This is a genomic window from Rufibacter sp. XAAS-G3-1 (assembly GCF_013623775.1).
Lineage (GTDB): Bacteria > Bacteroidota > Bacteroidia > Cytophagales > Hymenobacteraceae > Nibribacter.
Window position 1 is genome coordinate 1 of record NZ_JABFAM010000028.1, and the last position, 21,105, is coordinate 21,105.

Consider the following 21,105-nt stretch of genomic DNA (forward strand, 5'->3'; position numbering starts at 1 on the left):
CAGGGTTCAGGAAGTTTATCACCACCTGATAGCCATCCTTGGTCTTGCCATCACCACCATGTACTTCATAATAGTGGTAGATGCCCTCATCCTGCTGCCGTTTGAAATAATGGGCCATGCCGAAATTTACCTTCTATTTTCCGCATATCCATCTACTTGATCTATCATATCTTCTTTTACATTAAACAGCTGTCAAATCCTTTTAGCCCATAATGACTGTTATGTTAATGAGATTATAAACTTGCAAAGACCAGTTCTAACCCTATTGGGGGTTGATTGGTAGATGGTTTACGTTCGAACTATCCGACAAGTGAAAAGATGGTACATTTGCCTGGTGGGCAATACCGTTGATGGAGTAACAGAGTGGTGAGATGATTCTATATGACTTTCTGGTTTTCCTGCTCCTAAGGGAGACCAAGCGGCTGTACCCGTACATCGGGGATGAAGAGGTAGAGCGCATAACCTTCAAATGTATGAACACGGTGACGGCCGGGCTCGCTGTGTTCCTGGCCTATGTGGTCCTGCCACCCGTCAACTCACTCTATCCCGATGGATTGATTCTTCTGGGCGCCACACAACTGCTATGGCTGGTGACGGTGTTGGTCAACTTCCTGCTTATTGTCCGTAAGGCGAGATGGAAAAGGCTTCCGGGTAAGTTCAGCCACTATACCGCCAAAGAGAGGAACATGCTCACGGCTTTGACCCTCACCTATTGGCTTGGGGCATTCGTTTACCTGACATATTACTGGGAAAACGTCTGAGGGGCCTTGGCCCAGCTGGCTTACTGGTCTGCCTTGCCATCACACATAAGTACGGTTTAGCCCCTTTTGCCTTGGCTATAACCAGGGCCTTTCCGTGCTTACCGGCAACTGAGTTAGATGGCTTACCCCTGGGGTTTATTCTACGCTGGAAGCAAACCCCAAATACCTTTGATTTGGGATTGCCGGTATATAGTTTCGGTAAAGGGAAAATAAGAGGGATGATTGAAAAAGGAGACAAGGTGCTTATGGCTAACCAATTGGTAAAAACAAAGGGTATCTTAAAAGCCAATAATTACTAAATATTTTAGTTTTATATATCTGTTTTGCTAATATTGTTCGTAAAATGCGACAGAACAAGCAGAGGCAGAATGGAAGCAGCGATAATCCCACTACACCCGATTGAGGAACAGAAATTTCTCGTCATCATTGACCGGGGCGGCTCCCTGCCGCTCTACACCACCACCGTGCAGGCCGGGTTCCCCAGCCCAGCCACAGACTACGCAGCGGAGGCCATTGACCTGAACACCTATGCCTCCAACCACCCCGGCTCCACGTTCCTGGTGAAGGTGGAGGGGGATTCCATGATTGGGGCCTACATCGCCCCGGGCGATTTGGCCATCGTGAACCGCGAGATAAGAGCGGCCAGCGGCATGGTGGTGCTGGCCTTCGTGGACGGGGGCTACACCATTAAGCGGCTGGAGATAAAGAAGGATGCCGCCTACCTGGTTTCTGAGAACCCCAAGTACAAACCGATGAAGATAGACTCACCCGAGGGCGGCATCATCTGGGGCGTGGTCGTGGGCATCCACCGTAAGTTCTGAGCCTATGACGAGCTTGTTTGCATTAGTGGACTGCAACAACTTCTACGCCTCCTGCGAGCGCCTGTTCCGGCCGGAGCTGAACGGAAAACCCATTGTGGTTCTCTCAAACAATGACGGGTGCGTCATCGCCCGGAGCAACGAGGCCAAGGCACTGGGTATCAAGATGGGCACGCCCCTGTTTGAGATAAGGGACCTGCTGGAGAAGGATGGGGTGCACGTGTTCAGCTCCAACTACGAGCTCTACGGCGACATGAGCAGGCGCGTGGTGCTTACCCTCTCGGAGTACTCCCCCAACGTGGAGGTTTACAGCATAGACGAATCCTTTCTGGACCTGGGTAACTTCCTGCACGTGGATGTGCGGCAGCATGCGAGAGCCATCTGGGAACGGGTGCCCCGGGCCACGGGCATACCGGTCGCGGTTGGCGTGGCGGCTACCAAGACCCTCGCGAAGCTGGCCAACCGGCTGGCCAAGAAATCGAAGAAAGCCAACGGGGTGCTGGTGCTCACCGACCCGGTGCATATTGAGGCGGCGTTGAAGGCTACCGAGATTGGGGACGTGTGGGGCGTTGGCGGTCGTTACGCCAGGAAACTGGCAACGTTTGGCGTACATACCGCTTATGACCTTACCCAGAAGACTGACAGTTTTGTGAAGAAGCACATGACAATTGTAGGCCTCAGAACGGTTAAAGAGTTAAGAGGTGAGCCATGCATTGACTTGGAGATGATACCTGCCACCAAGCAGAATATTTGCACCTCAAGGTCATTTGGGCAGCCCCTCACGGATATTTCGGATATTGAAGAGGCATTGGCCACGCATGCGGTAAGGTGCACTACTAAGCTCCGCAAGCAGAAGAGTTGTGCTGCTGCCCTTACCGTGTTTCTGGAGACCAGCCGCTTCGGGCAGGTGGGTCAGATGTACTTCAACAGCCGCACCGTGAAACCAGACAGCCCCAGCGGCAGCGAACTGGTCATCATGCCATTGGCTCTTGAGGCACTCCGGGCCATCTTCCGGAAAGGCTTCCGCTACAAGAAGGTAGGCATCATCGTGTCGGGTATCTGCCCGGCAAACCAGGTTCAGGAGAGCATCTTTTCAGCCGGTACCCGGGAACGGGACGCCGGTCTCATGGATGCCCTTGACACCCTTAGGATGAAATTCGGCTATAACTCCGTCAAATACGGCGTGCAGGGCACAAAGGGTAAATGGAAGATGCAGGGCGGCAATGTCTCCCCCTGCTACACCACTCGGCTGGATGACCTGATAAAGGCCTATTGAAATAGCCCACCCTGCTGGGCCATCGGCTTTAGAATCTCGGGCCCGTCGTTCTTGGGCGAGTTCACCAAGGTGGAGACCGGGTACGCCTTCATCTCCCCGGCCGGATAGGGCTTGAGCAGCTCCGAAAGCAACTTCACGTCACCGGTGCCTGATAGCCAGATTTCCTCTTCCTCCGGGTGCAGGATGACCGGCATGCGGTTGTGGATGCCCGCCATGAGTTCGTTGGGTTCCGTGGTGATGACGGTAAAGGTATGCAGTACTTCGCCCGTCACTTTATCTACCCACTCGTCCCAAAGGCCCGCGAAGGCGAACATGGATTCGTCTTTCAGCAAAATGCGGTAAGGGGTTTTCGTCTTGCCCACCCGCTTCCATTCATAGAAGCTATCGGCTGGTACGAGGCACCGTTTGCTCCCGATGAGCGTCCTGAAACTAGGCTTCTCCAGGATGGTCTCCGTGCGGGCGTTGATGGGCCTTAGCCCGTGCTCCTTTTCCTTGGACCAGCTGGGCAGCAGTCCCCAGGAGAAATGCTGCACCTTGCCGGGCTCCCGGTTGGTGATGACTGGCAGGAGTTGGGAGGGGGCGGCGTTGTAGCGGGTTTTTTCCCGGCACTTGGCCAGCACCTCCGCCACGGAGCCTTTCTGCCCGGCCACTGCCTTATTTTTCTTAGGGATGAGGGAGTAACGGCCGCACATAGCGTTTTGTATTTTGGTACTGGCATTAACGCAAAGCCAAACTACTAAGACAAGGGCTAACATCAAACCTTAGGCTGTCAACTGATCTATCTTTGTTGGCTCCTCTCCTTTTAAGCCACCATAGGCAAGCGACCCGACCTCTCATTAGCTGAATGCAAGCCCATAACCATTATTATGTTAGACAGAACTTGTGCGTTTTATCTGTCTACAAATACTTTAACCATTATCTTTATTTTCTTCGGTTGTATTGCTCTAACAGTTGGTCATGCCCAGGCGCTTCCCTACCTTTCCAAGTATTGCCATTTATCCGCCACTGTTCGTAGTGGCAAATCCATAATGCGGCCATCGGGATTAAATCCTTACCTATCCACATACGCCTGAATGGCGAAATGTCAGGCGGGTAATATAAACACAAACTGCTATCCGGATACATATGAATGGCGACTGACGCCTTTACTTTCGGATTCACCACAAAGACTTTAAACCAGCTCTGTGAAATGTATTGAACCTGTAAATGGTATTCGGCTTTATAGTCAGGATCAGTAATGGTAAAATCCACCAGAAGAACTTGGTTCTCAACTCGTGTTTTACAACCAGGAAAAAGTTGGTGCACCATAAACTGCTGAACGCATTGCTCTAAAGCCGAATACCCCTCATTATAGATTGCCCGAATCATAGTGGTTTCGTTCTTTAGGTACCGTAATGCCCGCTGTACTCCTGATAATATTGATACCGCTGCCGATGGTAGCGCCTCCTGATTCCAGTAGCTTTGCTTTCTGCTCCAGTCTTTCACTCCGGGCTTCCTTTTCTGTCATTATCGAGAATTCCGGACCGAACAAATTCTGCCATTCCTTCAGCTGTTCACTTAAAAGCTCTGCATCATAAGCCTTTCGGGCGGTAACCGCTGCCTCTTTCACGTAATCGTAAAAGGCGATGAAATCTTCTTTGGAGATTCGTTTCCATACATCATGTGATGATACGCCCCGATCAGCTAATACGGGGGTAGTCTCCATACTTCGGTGCCAGGCATAAGTAGTCACGATTGCTTCCAATGATTTCACTACCCCCTCGGCTACTGAAGTTATATCATCGGGGCAGCAGTCTCCTATCATATGCTCCAAAGGATAACCTTTGGGGTGTTTGAGGTCAGTCAAGTTTACTACCCGCCACCATTTCAAGGCTTTTACTACGTTGATGTAATGGCCGTTTGTGTTCTTGTTTTTATCCCGAGTCCAACGGATCTGTTCTAACGGATTAGTTTCCACCCAGCAGTTCGCATCTTGGTCTGGAATGTAAAGCGAGGCTGATTTCCATTCGGCGGCGGCCCGGACAGACTCCAACATTAAGTAACTCCAGCTTCTTTGGCTAGCAGGTTCGGCCCAGTTGCTTACCAACTTCCAATTGTTGTCCATCTCTTCCAGGGCCAATGTGGTAAGCACGCTTTCTGACCGCAATATGGCCTGCTCAGCCTCTGATGGCGCTGAGGTGACTACGATATCCAGGTCTACGTAGGAAAGCTCTATGCCAATGGAGCGGCCTTGTATTCTGTATTTCCCTTTATAGTGTTTCTCAACGAACGGAAGAAATAACTCGATCGCCTGCTGCGGGGTCGTCTTGCTTTGGTCCAGGTTCGTCACCACGATTATATCGACATCAGCCCTTTTCCCGTTTTTAGGCTTTATGGCAGTTGCGCGCTTATAACTGCCTTGCAGGAAGGTGCTGACGATGATGCTGGACAGGTCGGCGTCATTGGCCAGCCGGTCACGCAGGGTCGTATGGCCGGTTACCAAATCATCCACCTGACTTTTTGTCAACCGGATATTGGACAAGAATGTGTTAAAGTAAGATGTTGCTGTCATAGTTAAGGGAGTTTAGTTTTGATGGTGGGAGTATTTTAACACATTCATAAGGTTGCCTATGAATTGAGTGCGGAAATTGGCGGCGGCAAACCGGTCCAAGCGGGCGCTTTCCGGGTTGATCACTCCTTTTCCGAAGTAGAAGCAGTAGTTGGGGTGGGCATTGATGAAATCCTGTATCTGATCCGCCGGCCAGTGGTTTCCATCGTTATTGATAACTAGGATGTCATCCGGATTGAAAACCGCCTGCTGGAGTTGCTCCAGACGGGTAAAGGCCTTCACCTGGAAGCCATTTTTGCTGAGCATCCGGTGGTGGTAATCATCGCTCCCGTTCCGGTGGGAGAGCAGAACGATCTGATGGCGCCGCTTCACGGAGTTCTCAAAATCGTATTCCTTCAGTAATCCCAGGAAGTCCTCCCGGCGGTCTGTCAATATCTTAGCAATAATTTCATCCACCTGGCTGTTGACCTTGCCCGGAATGACTTTAAAGTATAACCAGGTTAAACCTAATATACTTCCTACGCCCAAGCCACCCAGAATCCAAGCCCAGAATTTGAAGGGCTCGTATCTTTTCAGCCCAGCCTCTAACTCTTTGTTTTTCTCTTTTAGGTCAGCATGCTTACCCTCTAATTCAATAATGTCCTCCTTCAGACGTTGGTTATCCCGTTCTATGGCGGTTAATCGCTCAACGATCTTACCGTTTGTTACCCGAGGCTGCCGAGCGGTAGCCTGGATGGAAATTGACAGCATTACAAACATTAAGCATGCAACAGGCTTACACAGGAACCGTGCCCCGGTTCCGAGCTTTAAGAAGGCTGTCTTTTTGGAGGTATGTCTATTCAGCGGTTGGGAAAGGCACCGTCCTTCAATATTTTCTCCGTTACCAGTCAAATTTTCAATTGGTATATGTTTTCTCATATTTCAAAGTTTGGTTGTATTCGCATTTGGTGATAACCTCATATCTAAGCCCGGTCGCCTTTGACAAAAAAAATGTAAGTTTGGAAACAGCAAACTGGACCGGTCAGTTGGGTATTCTAAAAGGGTATTAACCGGATTCATACAGTATTCCCCCATGGGGTAAAAAGAATTTTTCCCGGTTAATACAATTATGGATTTAGGTAAGTACTATGAGGCCAATCAGAAAAGGCTAAGTCTGTTAACAGATGGAGACTGGCGAGCGGCTTTAGCAAAATGCAAAGAGCATCTAGGTTGGAAGCTGAAGCAGAAAACATTGTACGGGGCCCATTCCTCCGCCAGTCTGGGAGCCGACCCAAAGGAGCATTACCTGAGTTTGGCTTTGGAGAAGCTTTTGTCCGGGGAATGGGAATGGCAAATACAGTTCTCCCTGGTTGAACAGTTGATCCGCATCATCAATAGCCTAATATCGAAGGAGGTAGAGCGGAGACAGACCCAAAAGTCTGAAAGCCTCAAAATAGAGTACCGGGATATTGAGGCGGAGTTTTATGACCTTGGTGACCTTTCCCACCAAAGTGACGGTGAGGAGGCTCACGAATATGAACGAAGGATTCGCGTCATGGAGGATGCTATTCAGGGAGACCAGCAACTACTGGATTTTTGGGAGGCGGTCCAGGCGGGCTATAGAAGAGCCGACACAGCGGAGGTTCTCGGGATTACCCCGAAGCAGTTGGATAAAGTGAGAGAGAGATTATTACGGAGGGTTAGTACTTTACAACCCTTGAAAGGATAACGGATATGGCGGTTACAAACCCTAAAGAGTCACTGAACAATTTATATGGCCTGATGATGGAGATAAACTACCATCGGCCAGAGGAGGATGTATTAGGTGAATTGCAGGATCACACGGATCCTTTCGTAGAGAAGCACCTTAAGCTTGTAAAGCAACTCTCAGCCAGGTTCCGGGCGGCTGCAAATAAAAAGAGATACAATGATGCCTTAGACCAACTGAAGTCACTGAAAGAGAAAGGGTTCGAGGAGCTTAAAAAGCTTTTGTCTTTTCAGGACCAAGTGGAGCTGCAGCCTCTTTTCAGGAAATTCGAAGGGTTGACCCCAGAGGACGAAGCTTCTATACTGGAAGATCAAGAGGTTTTGAAATTGATGGAAATACTGAAGAGTCGTTTAGATAACAATGCTGGGGATTAACCCTTTAAAGGCGGCCAATGATGTTCGCCAGTCCCTGGGCTGTTCGGATCCAGGAGATATCTCTTTAGAGGAAATGGTTTTTGCGCTCGGTGGGATTCTGAAAGAAAGCCCCATGCAGGGTGCGGAGGGGTGTATCCTCATGAGCGGCAATAATGCCGTCATCACAGTTAATTCCAATATTGCCTCTCCGGGTAAAAGGAATTTTGTGATCGCGCACGAAATTGGGCATTTCGTGCTCCACAATGGCTTGACGCCCCTCTACTCTGACACCGATAAGACTTTAGCCGAATGGCACAGGAACGGGCCACAGGAGCAGCAAGCCAATCAATTCGCCTCCGAACTACTGATGCCATCTGATTTGTTTAAATCCAAAGTGGCCGGCAAGAAGCTTAGTCTGTCCCTGATCGAGCAGACCGCGGCTTATTTTGGAGTATCGCTGACCGCCGCTTTCCTGAAGTACAAGGATTTGGGTAGTTACCCTGTTATGGTGATATATATTGAGGGAGGCGTCATTCAATGGAAACAAGCGTCCTCGGATTTTCCCTTTCAGTGGCTCCTCCTTAAAGAAAAGGTTCCGGTCTACACTGTGGCTGGTGATTACTTCAATGACAAGGGTTTAGAGGCTAAGCCTGAGAAGGTGGATGCGATTGAGTGGTTTCCCTCCGATTTCCAGCTCAAGTATGATCCGAATTGCCAACTCTGGGAACAATGCTTTCCTGTTTCTGTTGATGGCTTGATTTCTTGTTTGTGGACCCTTTAGTTAATATCCGACATTTATCCGACAAACAAGGTATACTATCCGACATGACGGACTTTATATAGATACTTGGTTGCCTTCTTTTCCCCCACTTTAACAAGCAGCCCCTTTCCAACCAGCTCCAATAGATCCCTCAAAGCTGTTCTGTCAGTAATGCCGAACCTATCCTTATATTGGCTATTGTATATTTCCCCTGCTTTCTTCCAGTGCAGCAATGCATCTGTTTGCCTTTCACTCAAACCAAAGACCTTTAAGAGCTCAGCTGTGTAAACGTCTTTGAAAAGGGTGACGGAGAGACCTCCCGCTATTACCTCAATCTCAGGCTCGGGAAGACCCCAGCGCCGGCATTCCTCCATTACCTTAACGGTGCCCCTCCCCCATGCCTCTATCAGCCCGCCCTTGAAGCAGGCATCCGCCAGCACTGGGTTCTTCGGCAGCGAGGGGTGCTTACGTTTTAGATCCTCCACAGACAGGTTGTCAGGCAGCGTTCCTTCGTTCCAAATGGTGAGTTTATCACCATAGACGCTGACCTGGATCGGGGCTGTGGTGTAGGTTCGGTGCACAATCGCATTTAGCAGGATCTCGCGTACAGCCTCATATGGGTACTCGGAGCCTTCCACCCGGTGGAGCCCCTGGTATGAGATAGGAGAGGTCAAGTATTTCTTCTCAAGAATCTCCAAAGTGAGGTCCGCCAACTGGAATGCATTCCCCTCCACCACATCCTGGTAAAGAAGATCTGAGTCAGAATTTCCGAACTTACCTATTTTCACATATGCAGTAGGGAAAAAAGCCCTAGGGTCTTTCCCGAAAAGCAAAACCGCCGCCCGTTTCAGTTGGTGTTCCTTAAGCAACCTTAGGTTTTCCAGCAGCTCCTGGGTGCTGTCGTTTGCCGCGGAAGGGAGGCGTTTGCTCTGGGCTGCCCCGCGCTTGAATGCATCTATGCCATTTTCGCCTATATCCCCTAGATCAGCGCTGGGCTCCAGGACATCATCCCAGGTCTTACCGGCTTTGCGGAGTAAGAAATCGTTGAGCGCCGCCCCGTTCAGTTCCTGCTTTGTGCTGCCGCTCCTATAATGGTACTTCCCGTGGTAGGAGATCGGCACATCATAGGGATGCACGACTATTTCAATAAAATGCTTTCCTTCTTCCTCATAAAGGTTTACGTCACAAAGGATACCTAAATGGTTCAGCACCTTATTGGGAATATCCTCCATGAGCCTTCTGTAATCCGAGACGCCTTCCACTTGCCCGTTGTCATCCTTGCCGATGTAGATTCTGCCGCCTTTTGCATTTGCAAAACCGCAAATCCATTTAAGGTACTCATCTCGCCAGCTGGCTTTCCATTCTATGTTATGACTTTCGGGCATCCGAGCACTTGTTGAATATATTCTAAAAATAAATGGTTTTTATTCACGATCGTAAATCAATTCAGTATTGAATATCCTTGTTGAACATTGATTTCGTAACCAGAAGGATATACTTGCCTATTTATCTTTAACTGTCCTCTTTTTTCTATTCTTTTTCTTCGCAGCTACTTTGGCTGGCAATGGTTTATCTGCGTCGGGATTGTTCTCCAAATATGCATCTACAGCATTGACAACGGTATCCATGATACTTTCACGGTTCCAATATTGATGCTGTTGCATCTTTTGAATTAGCCATACAGGGAGCCTAGTAGCAAAGGGCTTAAGTTCATATTGATCTGTACCCTCAGTCTTTTCTGGTTCAGGCAGATCATTCAAAGGTCTTCCTTCTAAAGGCATGTCCCCTACTCCACCCATCATTTCAGCGTCAAATCCGTTTGTGGCAGTCTTAACTGCTATATTCTTAAAGTTCTTCTTACCTACCATGCTTTAATTCTGCAAAGTTTAAATTACTAAAGTTAGTACAGTTAAATAAAGTTATAATATCTATTAATGTTAGAATTTATAACCTAGTTATTAATTCTTTCACCATTGCCTGATAGTCCTGTGCACCAGCAGATTCAGGTGCATATGAAAAAACAGGTTGCTTATATGCCATTGCCTCTCTAATAGCTACGTTGTTCCTTATTGTTGTTTTCATAACTAGTTCTCCATATGCTTCGCGTGTACCCGCCACCATATCTGAATCTATCCGAGACCTATAAGATGAATGGTATTTTGTAAAGAAAATACCAACAACTTTTAAAAGTGGATTGTAACGTTTGCGTACATTCGCTACAGTTTGCAGGATATTTGTGATACCACTAATACTAAACTCTTCAGGTGCAGTTGGAATTAGAACATGTGTAGCTGCAATGAAGGTAGTGTAGGCTAATGTTGTCAAGGATGGAGCATTATCGATCACCACATAATCGTACACTTTATCAAACCCTTCCTCCTCCATCCTTTCTTTTAAAATAAATTGATAATCTTGTTCTGCACCTATTGCTTTAGCATAAGTATCTAATGCACGTTTAGCAGGTAATACATCAAATCTCTCCATATAATTTACGACCACTTCAGCGAATCGCTTTTCCCCTACTAGCCATTCACCCACATGGTTGATAGCTTCGCCAATAGAAGCACCCGTCGAGTTTGCCTGGGCATCGAAATCAATAAGCAACACCCGTTTAGTAGTTGATAGTGCCGCTAGGTAGGCCGCAGTGTTAATAGCTGTGACAGTTTTAGCTACTCCGCCTTTGTTGTTCATAACCGTGATAATGGTCATATATTAATTCTGTTAGATTTAATAGTAAAGATAAAGAAGTTATGTCCAATTGAAATAATAACATTATTATAATTTCTAACATTGATTTATCTGATAGAATATATAGAAGTTATATTTACAAATAGCCTAAGGTAGATAATTATCTATTATTCAATATTCTACCTTACTTGACTATCTAAGACTTGAGTAGGTTAGTAAGAAACAAATAATTAGAACTTAATGCTTAAACATAGAAAAAGGTATTCAAAGCCTAAACGACGCGCTTAACCAGTATTCTTAGAATTGGGACTTAGTTTTTTAGTGTTAAAAAACATACTCACGTGTCCATATGGAATGTATCAATGGCGTGAGACTAATTGAGATATAAGAATGTTACCGATGGTGGCTTTTACGAGTAGGGGAACCTTATTTTTGATCCCTAGATAGCCAGTTAGCTTAACTAGGGGGGTCAGTTAGCTTAAACAAGGGTATCGGTTAGCTTAACTAAGGGGGTCGGTTAGCTTAAGCTCGTAAAAGTCTCATCTTTGAAATAAGGAATGGAGTCATTCTAAACAGGAAATCATGATTGATGATCTAAAAAACCTCTTCAAATGATAGCATCTAGACCTTGTAAGTTATTAATCCCTCATAGTTGCAAGCAAGTTAACAAAATAGGTCAGTTATTGCTCATCCTTTTAGTTGAATAAAAAAATAGAAAAGCTACTTACAGAGTATTTTTTATTTTATTTTAATAATTTTCTTTTTTCTTTTATCATTAAAAAACGAAAAAATGAATAGCCGTATATTGTTGATTTTTAGAAAGTTATGAAATTCATTATAATATTTTTAAGTCTATCAGTGGTAGGTTTTACTAGTTTCAATGGTGAGTTTTACTAGTTCATGTGGTAGGTTTTACGTTTATAAATGGTGGATTTTACTAGTTCCTGTGGTGGGTTTTACTAGTTCCTATGGTGGTTTTTTGATACAAAGTATTAAATATTAATAAAAATTTTCATTTTTAATATTTAGCTTTAGATCTCTAAGCTTAATTGAAGGTAGGTAAAGTATGAACGAAACGGAAAACGTACACAACAAAACTCTTTCTCAGACCCAAGGGGTTAAAGTTTCTCAACACAATATCCTGATCAACACGCCTTTTAGGTTAGGTATTCTTGAGAACAGGATATACACTCTGATGCTCACGACTATTGATAGTATGAATGATGTTGACTTCAAAGAGACCTTTATTCCACTTAAGCAAATTATCTCATACAATGCAAGTAAGGCAGCCTATAATGCTATTGAGGCTGCTTGTGACAAGCTTCATACACTACGTCTGAATCTAAAGAGTGTTGAGGATCCAGATGTAATCTTCGATAAGCTACATGTCTTCAGTCGAATGAAGCTTATTAAGGGGAAGGGCATTATAGGGTGGTTTGATCCTCAGATCAAGCCTTATCTATTACAACTCAAGGGAAACTTCACCTCAAGTCAAATTGAGGAGCTGTTGAACTTAAAATCACCTCATGCTCATAAGATGTACTGGTTACTAAACTCTTACAATAGTAAATATCAGGCCTATGGTAGACAACCCGAAGTGCTAACAGTGGAGCAGATTAGAGAGCTTCTTCTTGAGGACGTTGGCAAGTACAAAAAGTATGGTGAATTCAAGAAGTTTATTTTGAGCCCTGCTTATGAAGAGTTGAAGGGAACTCAGTTAGAATTTGAATATGATGAATTGAAAACTGGTAAGGTTATTTCTCACATCAAATTCAGGTTCTCCTCCAAGTCAAAGAGTAAGTCCGGAACTAAGCTGTTGCCTGCACCACTTACTCAGACCTCTCTGTCCTTTGATCAAACCTTGAAGGAACCAAATAAGGAAGAGCCAATAAAAGCTTCATCAAAAAAAAACTTATCTCACGATAAAGTGTCTGATAATGCTATTAGGATAATGAGAGACAAATATGAGTTCTCTGATGCTGACATTGATTACTTCATAAACCAGCTTCCTGCCGTCACTATTACTAGAGCTAACAAGTGGCTTCAAGAGAATCAAGCTTCTCTAAATATTAGTAACAAATCAGATTGGTTCAAAAGCCACCTTAACAACAAGATCACTAACAAAGGTAAATAGTCTCCAGACAAGTGCTTTTTGCTGTGCATTTCCTGCTGTGAAAGTAGCTTATCACCATAGTAGATAGTCATTTAGCTTTCATGAAAATGTATAACGCAATACTAACATTTCATAACTATCTATTATAAGTAACTATATTAAAAAAGATAGTCATGAAATGGAATCTATATATGTTATAAATTCTAACATATATAACATATATAACATATATAAAATATCTAAATTATATAGTTAAGTTAGAGATGTATACTATTTTAGCTCGTAAAGCTGTTAAATAGCTCATCACACTTGCCTTTGAGGATACACATTCTAATCAAGAGTCATGTTGCATACATTAAAAAATCAAAATATAATTTCGGATGGTGTTAAGTGAGTTCCTGAAGTACAGCAGGGGAGAGGTCCTAAAGGAATATAAAGCTTTGCGTTATATGAAAGGTAACAACTCACACTTCCTATACCTCATCTTTACAGCAGGAGACTGCGTCTATGTGGGAGAGACAAGCAACATCTTTTGGAGGATCATGAAGCACAAAGCGAAGTGTAACAATGATTCAGAAGTTTACCTGCAGGAGCACCCAGAAAAAAGGACGGTGCTTATACTTGAGAAGCACTTCATTCGGGTATTCAAGCCAAAGTTCAACAAACGCTATTGCCAGGCAAGTCAACTAGAACTATTCATTGCCTAATGAAGCCAGACTATATATCTATTAAATTACCGCTCTTCTTACTAGACCTGAGTTAATCCTTACCCTAATCGTAATCGGGCGCTTTAGATCTACCAATCACTCATAGTTTGGCCTTATTGCGGTCGCTATACCAGGAATGATAGATTCGGTTCATTTAAAACACTGCCAAGCACAGAAATTAGTGGATAGTCTTAGTAAGGAATAGGTAAAAAGGTGTGCCGAAAACGGTAACGCCCAGTTGGCGCTGCCACAGCTCATTGAAAATATCGGGTGGCGAAGGCTTTGGGATCCTCAATTGTGTCTAGGGTAGAAAGTGCTGATGGTTTTGGCGATTGCGTTCTAGTAGACCCTGATGACACTCAGAGATCTGGTGGGAGGGCGATACCTGATCTTGCCAACCTCCTTTCCCGCTTTCAGAATGGAGACGTAAGCGTTGCCAGGAGTAGGCTGGAATGTGATTCATTTATATTATATAAATCTGTGTTTTTCGTCAAATCTAAGGTTTTAAGGTAATTCTGCATCGAATGGTTAGGTAGCCCTACCAAATCAAGGGTCTGCAAGGCTAGAATACAAGATCGATAAGGCATATGGATGAAATGATGTGCTGGATGGTTGGGTAGGTAGCAGAAAATATGTATGTTTAGCTACACCATAACTAAGCATAACATGGACAAGGGCTTTATCACACAGCAGATCACGAGCGAAATCGAACTCATAGCCGGGAGAGAGTCGGAGTGGCTGGCCAATCAAGGCAGTCTCTCCACGCTTTCGGGTAAGGCCATCCCCGAGGATCAGCAAGAGCAGCACCGCTCGAATGCCAACTACATGGGGGAGGTCGCCGCTGTCTTATCTTCGGCAAGAGTCCAGTTGGAGAGGATACTTGAACAGGTTAACGGTGCCGATGCGTAAAGTCGTCTCCCTTAATATATTTAGAGGCAACCTCGCAGCAAGCCTTTGCTTCCTACAAGGGCAGATCAGCTTAGTATTAGACCAGGGATCAGGGTTAGTAGCGGCGTAAGGTGTATCCAATATCTCCAAGACCCAATAGAAATACGGATACCTGAGATGCTGGTGACGTGCAAGTGTGTTCTCCATTGCTGCGCGGGGGCTATGCCCGCATTATAATCAAACTTGGGACGGCTCTTCGGGGTAGGCCATACCATGCAAGAAGCCAGTAGCATATAGGTTAAGTCTCTCCGGGTAATAAGATATGTTTAGGATTTGTTCTACCCTTATATACCGTTGGTATGCGCTTTATAAAAGGTTTGCCAAAACCTTAAAATTGAATATACCCAACAACTGGCCGTCTAGGGGCATAACCCGATATTTTATAGAGCCCCCGTGTTTCTATCGGTAACAAGTCGTCACCGACATTGTCAACCTGACCCGAATTATCTAATTAGGAAGTTGGCTTCTTGGTTCTATTTATTAGTGGTGGTAAAATCAGGAGTTCCATTTGTCTGGATAACATATTCAAAAGTAAGCTCATCGTTTTCACTTCCCCTTGTATCATCTTTTATTGAGAGTATTTTCAAAGCAGCATAAAATCCATTTTCATTCTGCAGGATGGCTATTTGGTTAACCTTAGGTGTTCTTATTCTGGAAGACCCATCATATACCCTCGCATCCACAATGGAGCAAATATCGTCTGCATCTTTTACTACAGCGACTGTCTTGATACTAGGAGTATCATTAAGTAAATAGATGTTTCGGTCGCTACATTTAGACCAATATGTCTCAAACATCAACTCTCCTTGTCCGATAGAATATCTCCCGTTGTTGTTGGAGTAATCGAAGGCCACTTTCCCCTTTGTGGCTGGGGAAACGTATTTTTCATTAGATGGGAAGAACTTCTGATGCGAAAAATCCTTAATCGTTTTAAATGGGTTCTTCCCTAAAGGAGGTATTGGAAGGACTGGCTCATCCAGTAACTCCCTAAGCAGCTCCTCATATTTGGATTCATGTAGGAGTGTGTCCTCAAAGCTTATATATAGTCGCCCACCAAGAAACGTTGGGGTCTTTCTTTGAGAGGGATTGTTCTTTATCAGCGGTATTACCCAATTGCTGTTTAAGTCTGCGAGCAACTCGGCTGTAATTATTTGCTTCTCGTAACCAACTCCGCCATTCCCCTCGTTAGCTTTATATACGTATGCTTCAGAGCATACACAGATCACCCTATGGGATTTTGAAAGGCCTTTCTCCATGAACGATGGAAGGTCTTGTCCTATTCTTAGGTTTCATTGGTCAAGAATTACATCCACTCCGTTCAAGCGCAATCTTGTGGCTAGTTGTAATACCCAATCCTTATGGTTGTTACTGTCATGAGAATATGATATAAATACTTTAGTTTCCAATTTATTTATCTCCATTAATCCTAAATGCCTCATGTAAACCTCATGGTAGACCACCAGCCTGAGCATGATGTTTCTACCGAAGATACTAGTTGAGGTGAAGTTAATTTTCCATAATAGGTAAGTATTTTCGCTTCAAAATAATCCCTGCTTCAAATGGTAGCTTTGTTCCTTGCCTGCGCAGTTTTTCGCGACTATATTCACTTCAGTTCTAGCAAAAGCCTATAAGTCTTTGAGCAGTTTTCCAGAGTATGGCTTAAATGGCCGCACGGGGTTGTAGGGTGAAAGGCTGGCCCATCTACGTGTGCCACCCGCGCTAATACTAGAGGTAGGAGCAGGCTGTCATTGCGGGTGAGGGGCCGACTTAGAAGCCTGAATATTCTATGTGGGCGGCGGGCGGGCCAAAAAGGTGCGTTTATACGAATCACACTCGTATACCAATAGGCTTACAAAGCAGTACCTGGGGCGCTATTCGCCAGATTCCCGGAGGCCCATTGCAGGTAGTATTTGGCCTTTCCGTATTTGGTTTTCAGTTCGTAGAGTTTGACCTGCTGGTTGAGCAGGTTCATCTCGCGGGTGTTGAGCAAAAACAGGGAGCTTTCGCCGCTTTCAAAGCGTTGCTGCTCACCGTTCCGCATGAGGGCGGTATTGGCAATAATCCGTTCCTGCAGGGCAATCTGGTCTTCCAGCATCTGTCGTTCATTGAAAGCGGCCTGCACCAGGTTTAAGTTCTCGCGGCTGGTTTGCTGCAGTTCAAAGTGCGTAGCAGAAATCTTAAGGCGCGTCAGCTGCAGCTTGCCCCGCTCCTGCCGCAGGAAAATGGGCATGCTAAAACTGGCCCCCATTTTGTAATTCTCTGTCGGGTAGCTTCCCTCCATCCATCTGGCCCCCATGGAGCCGCCATACCCAATAATATTGTATTCCAGGTTTAGCTTAGGCAACAACTTATTCTGGGTAAAGCGCCGGTCTACCTCCAGTTGCCTCAGTTTAACATTGAGCTTAGCGATATCCGGGTGCCGCTCCTGGGCATTAGTCAGCAATGCGGAAAGCTCGTTGGAGGAAAGAGGCTGCAGATCAGTACCGTAAAGCGAAGGACTGACGCCCTTTGGTATTTCCAGGGGCGTATTATCTTCTCCCCACAGGAAATTAGATACCAGCAGAGCGGCATTCTGGCTTTCTACGCGGACCAGGTTTAACATTGCTAATCGGTTCTGCACCTCCATCTGAGCTTCTACGGAGTCAATAGCCGCCAGATCGCCCTGCCTTACCCGCTCTTTCACCGCCTCGGCTCTTACTTGCGCCAACTGATAGCCTTGTTCCAGCAAGACTACCCGGTGGTAGGCATAAGACCAGTCCCAGTATACTTTGGCTGCTTCAAAAATCAGTTTATTAATGAGCTTTGCCCGCTCTGCCTCGGCTAACTCCTGCGCCTGTCGGGCCTGTAGCAGGGTGGCCCGCCGTTCATCTATAAGCAAGCCTTGCCCCAGCGGAACAGATATACCCACGTAGTTTAGTCCCTGAGAAGGCGTAATATTCTCGCCATTTACATTGGCACCTCTATTGCGTTCATAGCCGGCTTTCAGATCTCCCACCCAAAGTGGAACTTTCAGCACGTTGTCCCAAAGGGTGTAGTAGTGCTTTCCGCTCAGTTCCTTATTGTAATATTTAGAAGCCAACACCGGATCAAAAGCGCCCCGTGCCATACGAATCTCTTGCCGTACCTGTTCAGACAGCTGGTGCGCCTGCCGGGCCACCGGATGGTGCACCGCAATCTGCCCCATCATGTCATCAATGGTAAAGACGGAGGTAGTGTCATTGGCCTGCGCAGTTCCGCTAGCCAGCCACAGCAGGCCGTTCACCAGTAAAAAGATCAAATGCTTTTGTTTCATTTTTCTTCTCCTGGACCTGCCTTTTCTTTCTTCCCGTCTTTCTGCCCGCTATTCACCGAACCCACAAAATCTGGTGGGAAGGCGTTCAGCTGCCTCCATAGCTCATACCAGATAGGCACATCATTGAGCATGGCCCAGCCATAAGCCCCGGAACCCACCCGAATGGCCTCAGGCCACGGCGTGCTATCTGGGTCTGGCACCACCAGAATGCGGTATTTCCCCTGGCTGTCAATGTTGTCAATGACGGCTACTTTGCCGCCGAATGTCCCGAACCCTACGTCGGGCCAACCCGAGAACACCAGCGCAGGCCAACCCTCAAACTGGATGCGCACGTGGCGGCCTACCTCCAGGAGCGGTATATCCATGGCGCTCATATACAGTTGAACGGCCAGTTGCGGGTTAGACGGCATAATGGTACAAACCGCCTCGCCCTCTTTGAGCGTTTCCCCGATACCGGCTTTAAGCGCCTGCACCACGTACCCATCCTGCGGAGCAGTTACCTGGTAAAAGGTACTGCGGATTTCGGTGTTGGCGTACTCATTCCGCATTTTGGAGATTTCGCCCTGGCTGTCATTGATATACGCCAAGGTGGAGTTCAAATCTGAGCGGGCCTTGGAGATTTTGTCCTGGTACTCGGCCTCCAACGAGGAAAGCTCAATACGGGCATTCTGCTGCTCATTGCGGCTTATGTTGAGCTTGTTCTGCGTGCTCTGCAATTTGGCCTGCATCTCCTGGAACTTAAGCCGGCGGCCTTCCAGCTCCGTCAAAGACTTGAGCCCTTGCTCATACAGTTTCTCCTGGCGGGCGTATTGCGCTTGGGCAATCTGATATTCGGCCCGGATAGCTACTAAATCCGCACTGTCACTCTGCACTTTCAGGTAGGCCTGTTGGGTTTTATTACGGGCTTTCTGCAAACTAAACTGCAGGCCCTCCCGCAAGGCGGCAATCTGCTGATTCAGGGCTTCGGCTTTGTCATGGTTAGATTGCAAGCTGCCTTCTTTGGCCTGCAGTTGCTCCTGCATACGCGGAAGCAATTGAGGGTCAAAGTACTTTTCCTTTACTTCGGAAAGCACCACCAGCGTATCCCCTTTTTTCACTTTCTGACCTTCCTGCACCTTCCACTGCTCAATACGGCCGGCAATGGTACTGTGCACCATTTGCGGACGGTCCTGCGGTTGCAGCGTAGTCACCGCCCCCGCTGAACGGATGCTCTGGGTCCAGGGCATCCAGGAGGCAATAAACAACAACCCGAAGATACCCACGCACCAGATGGCGAGCACCTTGGCCAGCCGGGGCTTGCTTATCAGTTTGAAAGAGTCATACTGCTTCCAGGCCTTTGGAAGTGCCTGCGTAGATGCTTGCTTTGCCATTATAGAATAGTGTTTAGCTCCTCGGCAGTTACTTGTTCCCTTACCATTTCGCGTACCACCTGCCCGTTCTTCACCAATGCCACCCGGTGGCAGAGGCGCATGATATCTATTTCATTGGAAATGATGATAACCGTCCAGGGAAGGTCTTCGCCCAACAGGAACCGCGCTATTCGCTCTCGCTGCACCTTGTCTACCGCCGGCAGAAACTTATCCAGTAACAATAGCTTGGGCTTACGGGCAATGCTGCGGGCTAAGGTTAGCCGCTGAATGATTCCTTCCTGAATTCCCCTGGAATGGCTGTGAATTTGCGTATACAAGCCCTCTGGCTGCGCCTGAATGTAGTCAGACAGTTCCACCGCCTGCAGCGCCCACAGCACATGGTCCATGGTCACATCTGGTTGCCCCAGAGTGATGTTCTCCAGAATGGTTCCTTCAAACAACAGGGCGGGAAGAAGGAAGAAGCCTGTCTGCTCATGCATGGCTTCTGGGTTATAGTCGCGCAGCGATAAACCATTGTACACCACGGTACCTTGATAATCGGTAAAAACGCCCGCCATGACCTGCAACAACGTAGACCTGCCGGCTTCTTCTGCTCCCGCCAGGCAAACTTTTTCACCGGGGGCCACAGAAAGGCTCAGGCCCTGCAGCGTAGGTTTGTTCGAACCCGCGTAACGGAATGTCACTTCTTTGATTTGCACAGCTACCCCGTTTATACTAGAGGGAGTTTCCCAAACCATGCCTGTTTTCTCTTCCAGGGGCAGATCTGTCACAGTGCCCAGTTTCTCAAGGCTGGTTAGGACATCGTACACCACATCCAACTTCACCAGCAGTTTCTCTACCGCGTTTATGATTAGAATGATGATGATCTCAGAAGCCACAAACTGGCCCAGGTTGATTTCCCGGTTCACTAACAGCAAGCTACCCATGAGCAGCAAACCTGCGGTTATAACGGTCTTGAACCCCACAAACCCGATGTACTGTGAGATCAGCACTCTGAAATGGGCTTCACGGGCTTTCAGGTAGCCACTGGTGTAATAGTCTGTTTTCTCCATGGATAGCTTCTCTTGTGAAGCAGACTTGAACACGGTGATGCTACGCGCCATTTCCTCAAGCCAGTGCACCAGCTTGTACTTGTATTTAGACTCCTCCAAGCTGGTGCACATGCCTTTAGGGCTTGTAACGCGCAGCACCAGACCTAAAAGCGCAACCAGCACCAGCCCGAAGAAGATGAAGTAGGCGTGGTAAAAGGAAAGCAGAATAAGCCCGAACAAGATCTGGATGGCCGCCGCCGAGAAGTCGGTGAGCATTTTGGCCAGGCCTTTTTGCAGGGAGACCACGTCAAAGAAACGGTTCATCATTTCTGGCAGGTTCTGCGAAGCCAGTTGGTTTCCTTTGAGCTGGGTAACGTGCGTGGTGAACTGAAACGCTTTGGTAGCAAAGATGCGCTGCTGCACGTGCTCCACCAGGGAGAGTTGCATAACCTGCAGGCCGCCTACCACTATCACACCCACCACTATAAAAAAGATGAGGACAGAAACCGACGTCACCAACTGCCCCCCAGACACAAACCCAATCAGGCTCTGGATCCCCAATGGCAACGATAGGTTTACGATACCGGAGAAAACAGCGTACAGATAGATATAGCCAATTACCTTCCGTTCGGAAGACAACAGTTCCACAAACCGTTTGAAGGGGCTGGGCTTACCAGTTGCTTGTTGTGCCAT

At 46.8% G+C, this 21,105-nt stretch carries 22 protein-coding genes; 10 read left to right on the forward strand and 12 right to left on the reverse strand.

The annotated features are described in order from the left end of the window. The first annotated feature begins 371 nt into the window (after positions 1-371). From HHO50_RS20485 to HHO50_RS20500, 4 genes are all read left to right on the forward strand, one after another. Entirely contained in the window at positions 372-761 is a 390-nt protein-coding gene (locus HHO50_RS20485; RefSeq protein ID WP_181309016.1) for a hypothetical protein, read from the forward strand. Positions 762-832: 71 nt separating this feature from the next. Next, positions 833-1,060 (forward strand): hypothetical protein, encoded by a 228-nt coding sequence (locus tag HHO50_RS20490; protein ID WP_181309017.1) that lies wholly within the window; start codon positions 833-835, stop codon positions 1,058-1,060. A gap of 69 nt (positions 1,061-1,129) precedes the next feature. Next, positions 1,130-1,582, forward strand: coding sequence for a LexA family transcriptional regulator (locus HHO50_RS20495; protein WP_181309018.1), 453 nt, complete (start codon positions 1,130-1,132; stop codon positions 1,580-1,582). 4 nt (positions 1,583-1,586) lie between these two features. After that, complete coding sequence (locus tag HHO50_RS20500; protein WP_181309019.1) at positions 1,587-2,855, forward strand: Y-family DNA polymerase; 1,269 nt, start codon at positions 1,587-1,589, stop codon at positions 2,853-2,855. Here HHO50_RS20500 and HHO50_RS20505 read toward each other — a convergent pair. The 4 genes from HHO50_RS20505 to HHO50_RS20520 form a co-directional block, all read right to left on the reverse strand. Beyond that, complete coding sequence (locus HHO50_RS20505) at positions 2,849-3,547, reverse strand: SOS response-associated peptidase (RefSeq protein ID WP_181309020.1); 699 nt, start codon at positions 3,545-3,547, stop codon at positions 2,849-2,851. The genes HHO50_RS20500 and HHO50_RS20505 overlap by 7 nt on opposite strands. Positions 3,548-3,776: 229 nt before the next feature. Beyond that, positions 3,777-4,223: a hypothetical protein gene (locus HHO50_RS20510; protein WP_181309021.1), complete on the reverse strand. Its 447-nt coding sequence runs from the start codon at positions 4,221-4,223 to the stop codon at positions 3,777-3,779. Then, positions 4,204-5,406, reverse strand: coding sequence for a nucleotidyltransferase (locus HHO50_RS20515; protein WP_181309022.1), 1,203 nt, complete (start codon positions 5,404-5,406; stop codon positions 4,204-4,206). Before HHO50_RS20515 ends, HHO50_RS20510 begins: the two co-directional genes overlap by 20 nt. Positions 5,407-5,418: 12 nt before the next feature. Continuing rightward, a complete protein-coding gene (locus tag HHO50_RS20520; protein WP_181309023.1) occupies positions 5,419-6,321 on the reverse strand; it encodes an NARF domain-containing protein in 903 nt (300 codons plus the stop codon). 190 nt (positions 6,322-6,511) lie between these two features. Here HHO50_RS20520 and HHO50_RS20525 point away from each other — a divergent pair, with 190 nt between their 5' ends. Genes HHO50_RS20525 through HHO50_RS20535 form a run of 3 tightly spaced genes read left to right on the forward strand, consistent with a single transcriptional unit; the run spans position 6,512 to position 8,284 of the window. After that, on the forward strand, positions 6,512-7,111 hold the full coding sequence (locus HHO50_RS20525) for a hypothetical protein (protein ID WP_181309024.1): 600 nt from the start codon (positions 6,512-6,514) through the stop codon (positions 7,109-7,111). A 5-nt stretch (positions 7,112-7,116) separates the two neighbouring features. Next, positions 7,117-7,524: a hypothetical protein gene (locus HHO50_RS20530; protein ID WP_181309025.1), complete on the forward strand. Its 408-nt coding sequence runs from the start codon at positions 7,117-7,119 to the stop codon at positions 7,522-7,524. After that, positions 7,511-8,284 (forward strand): ImmA/IrrE family metallo-endopeptidase, encoded by a 774-nt coding sequence (locus tag HHO50_RS20535; protein WP_181309026.1) that lies wholly within the window; start codon positions 7,511-7,513, stop codon positions 8,282-8,284. The genes HHO50_RS20530 and HHO50_RS20535 overlap by 14 nt, the downstream gene beginning before the upstream one ends. A 35-nt stretch (positions 8,285-8,319) precedes the next feature. Here the strand turns inward: HHO50_RS20535 and HHO50_RS20540 are convergent, their stop codons facing one another. From HHO50_RS20540 to HHO50_RS20550, 3 genes are all read right to left on the reverse strand, one after another. Continuing rightward, positions 8,320-9,648, reverse strand: a complete 1,329-nt coding sequence (locus HHO50_RS20540) for an ATP-binding protein (RefSeq protein WP_181309027.1) — start codon at positions 9,646-9,648, stop codon at positions 8,320-8,322. Positions 9,649-9,765: 117 nt separating this feature from the next. Further along, complete coding sequence (locus HHO50_RS20545; protein ID WP_181309028.1) at positions 9,766-10,131, reverse strand: hypothetical protein; 366 nt, start codon at positions 10,129-10,131, stop codon at positions 9,766-9,768. A 76-nt stretch (positions 10,132-10,207) separates the two neighbouring features. Further along, a complete protein-coding gene (locus HHO50_RS20550) occupies positions 10,208-10,972 on the reverse strand; it encodes a ParA family protein (protein ID WP_181309029.1) in 765 nt (254 codons plus the stop codon). A gap of 1,045 nt (positions 10,973-12,017) precedes the next feature. Between HHO50_RS20550 and HHO50_RS20555 the strand changes: the two genes are divergently transcribed. The 3 genes from HHO50_RS20555 (at position 12,018) to HHO50_RS20565 (ending at position 14,680) form a co-directional block, all read left to right on the forward strand. Next, the gene (locus HHO50_RS20555) at positions 12,018-13,085 is read left to right on the forward strand and encodes a replication initiation protein (protein ID WP_181309030.1); all 1,068 of its coding nucleotides are present in this window, start codon (positions 12,018-12,020) and stop codon (positions 13,083-13,085) included. Between the two features lie 428 nt (positions 13,086-13,513). After that, a complete protein-coding gene (locus HHO50_RS21660; protein ID WP_370457664.1) occupies positions 13,514-13,771 on the forward strand; it encodes a GIY-YIG nuclease family protein in 258 nt (85 codons plus the stop codon). A 666-nt stretch (positions 13,772-14,437) separates the two neighbouring features. Continuing rightward, entirely contained in the window at positions 14,438-14,680 is a 243-nt protein-coding gene (locus tag HHO50_RS20565) for a hypothetical protein (protein WP_181309032.1), read from the forward strand. Positions 14,681-15,192: 512 nt separating this feature from the next. Here HHO50_RS20565 and HHO50_RS20570 read toward each other — a convergent pair. From HHO50_RS20570 to HHO50_RS20585, 5 genes are all read right to left on the reverse strand, one after another. Next, positions 15,193-15,999: a TIR domain-containing protein gene (locus HHO50_RS20570; protein WP_370457665.1), complete on the reverse strand. Its 807-nt coding sequence runs from the start codon at positions 15,997-15,999 to the stop codon at positions 15,193-15,195. A gap of 9 nt (positions 16,000-16,008) precedes the next feature. Then, complete coding sequence (locus tag HHO50_RS21665) at positions 16,009-16,191, reverse strand: SEFIR domain-containing protein (protein ID WP_370457663.1); 183 nt, start codon at positions 16,189-16,191, stop codon at positions 16,009-16,011. 377 nt (positions 16,192-16,568) lie between these two features. Next, complete coding sequence (locus HHO50_RS20575; RefSeq protein WP_181309033.1) at positions 16,569-18,011, reverse strand: TolC family protein; 1,443 nt, start codon at positions 18,009-18,011, stop codon at positions 16,569-16,571. Next, positions 18,008-19,381 carry an HlyD family secretion protein gene (locus HHO50_RS20580; RefSeq protein WP_181309034.1) on the reverse strand — a complete coding sequence of 458 codons (1,374 nt, stop codon included), beginning with the start codon at positions 19,379-19,381 and terminating at the stop codon, positions 18,008-18,010. Before HHO50_RS20580 ends, HHO50_RS20575 begins: the two co-directional genes overlap by 4 nt. Continuing rightward, positions 19,381-21,105 carry a peptidase domain-containing ABC transporter gene (locus HHO50_RS20585; protein WP_181309035.1) on the reverse strand — a complete coding sequence of 575 codons (1,725 nt, stop codon included), beginning with the start codon at positions 21,103-21,105 and terminating at the stop codon, positions 19,381-19,383. Before HHO50_RS20585 ends, HHO50_RS20580 begins: the two co-directional genes overlap by 1 nt.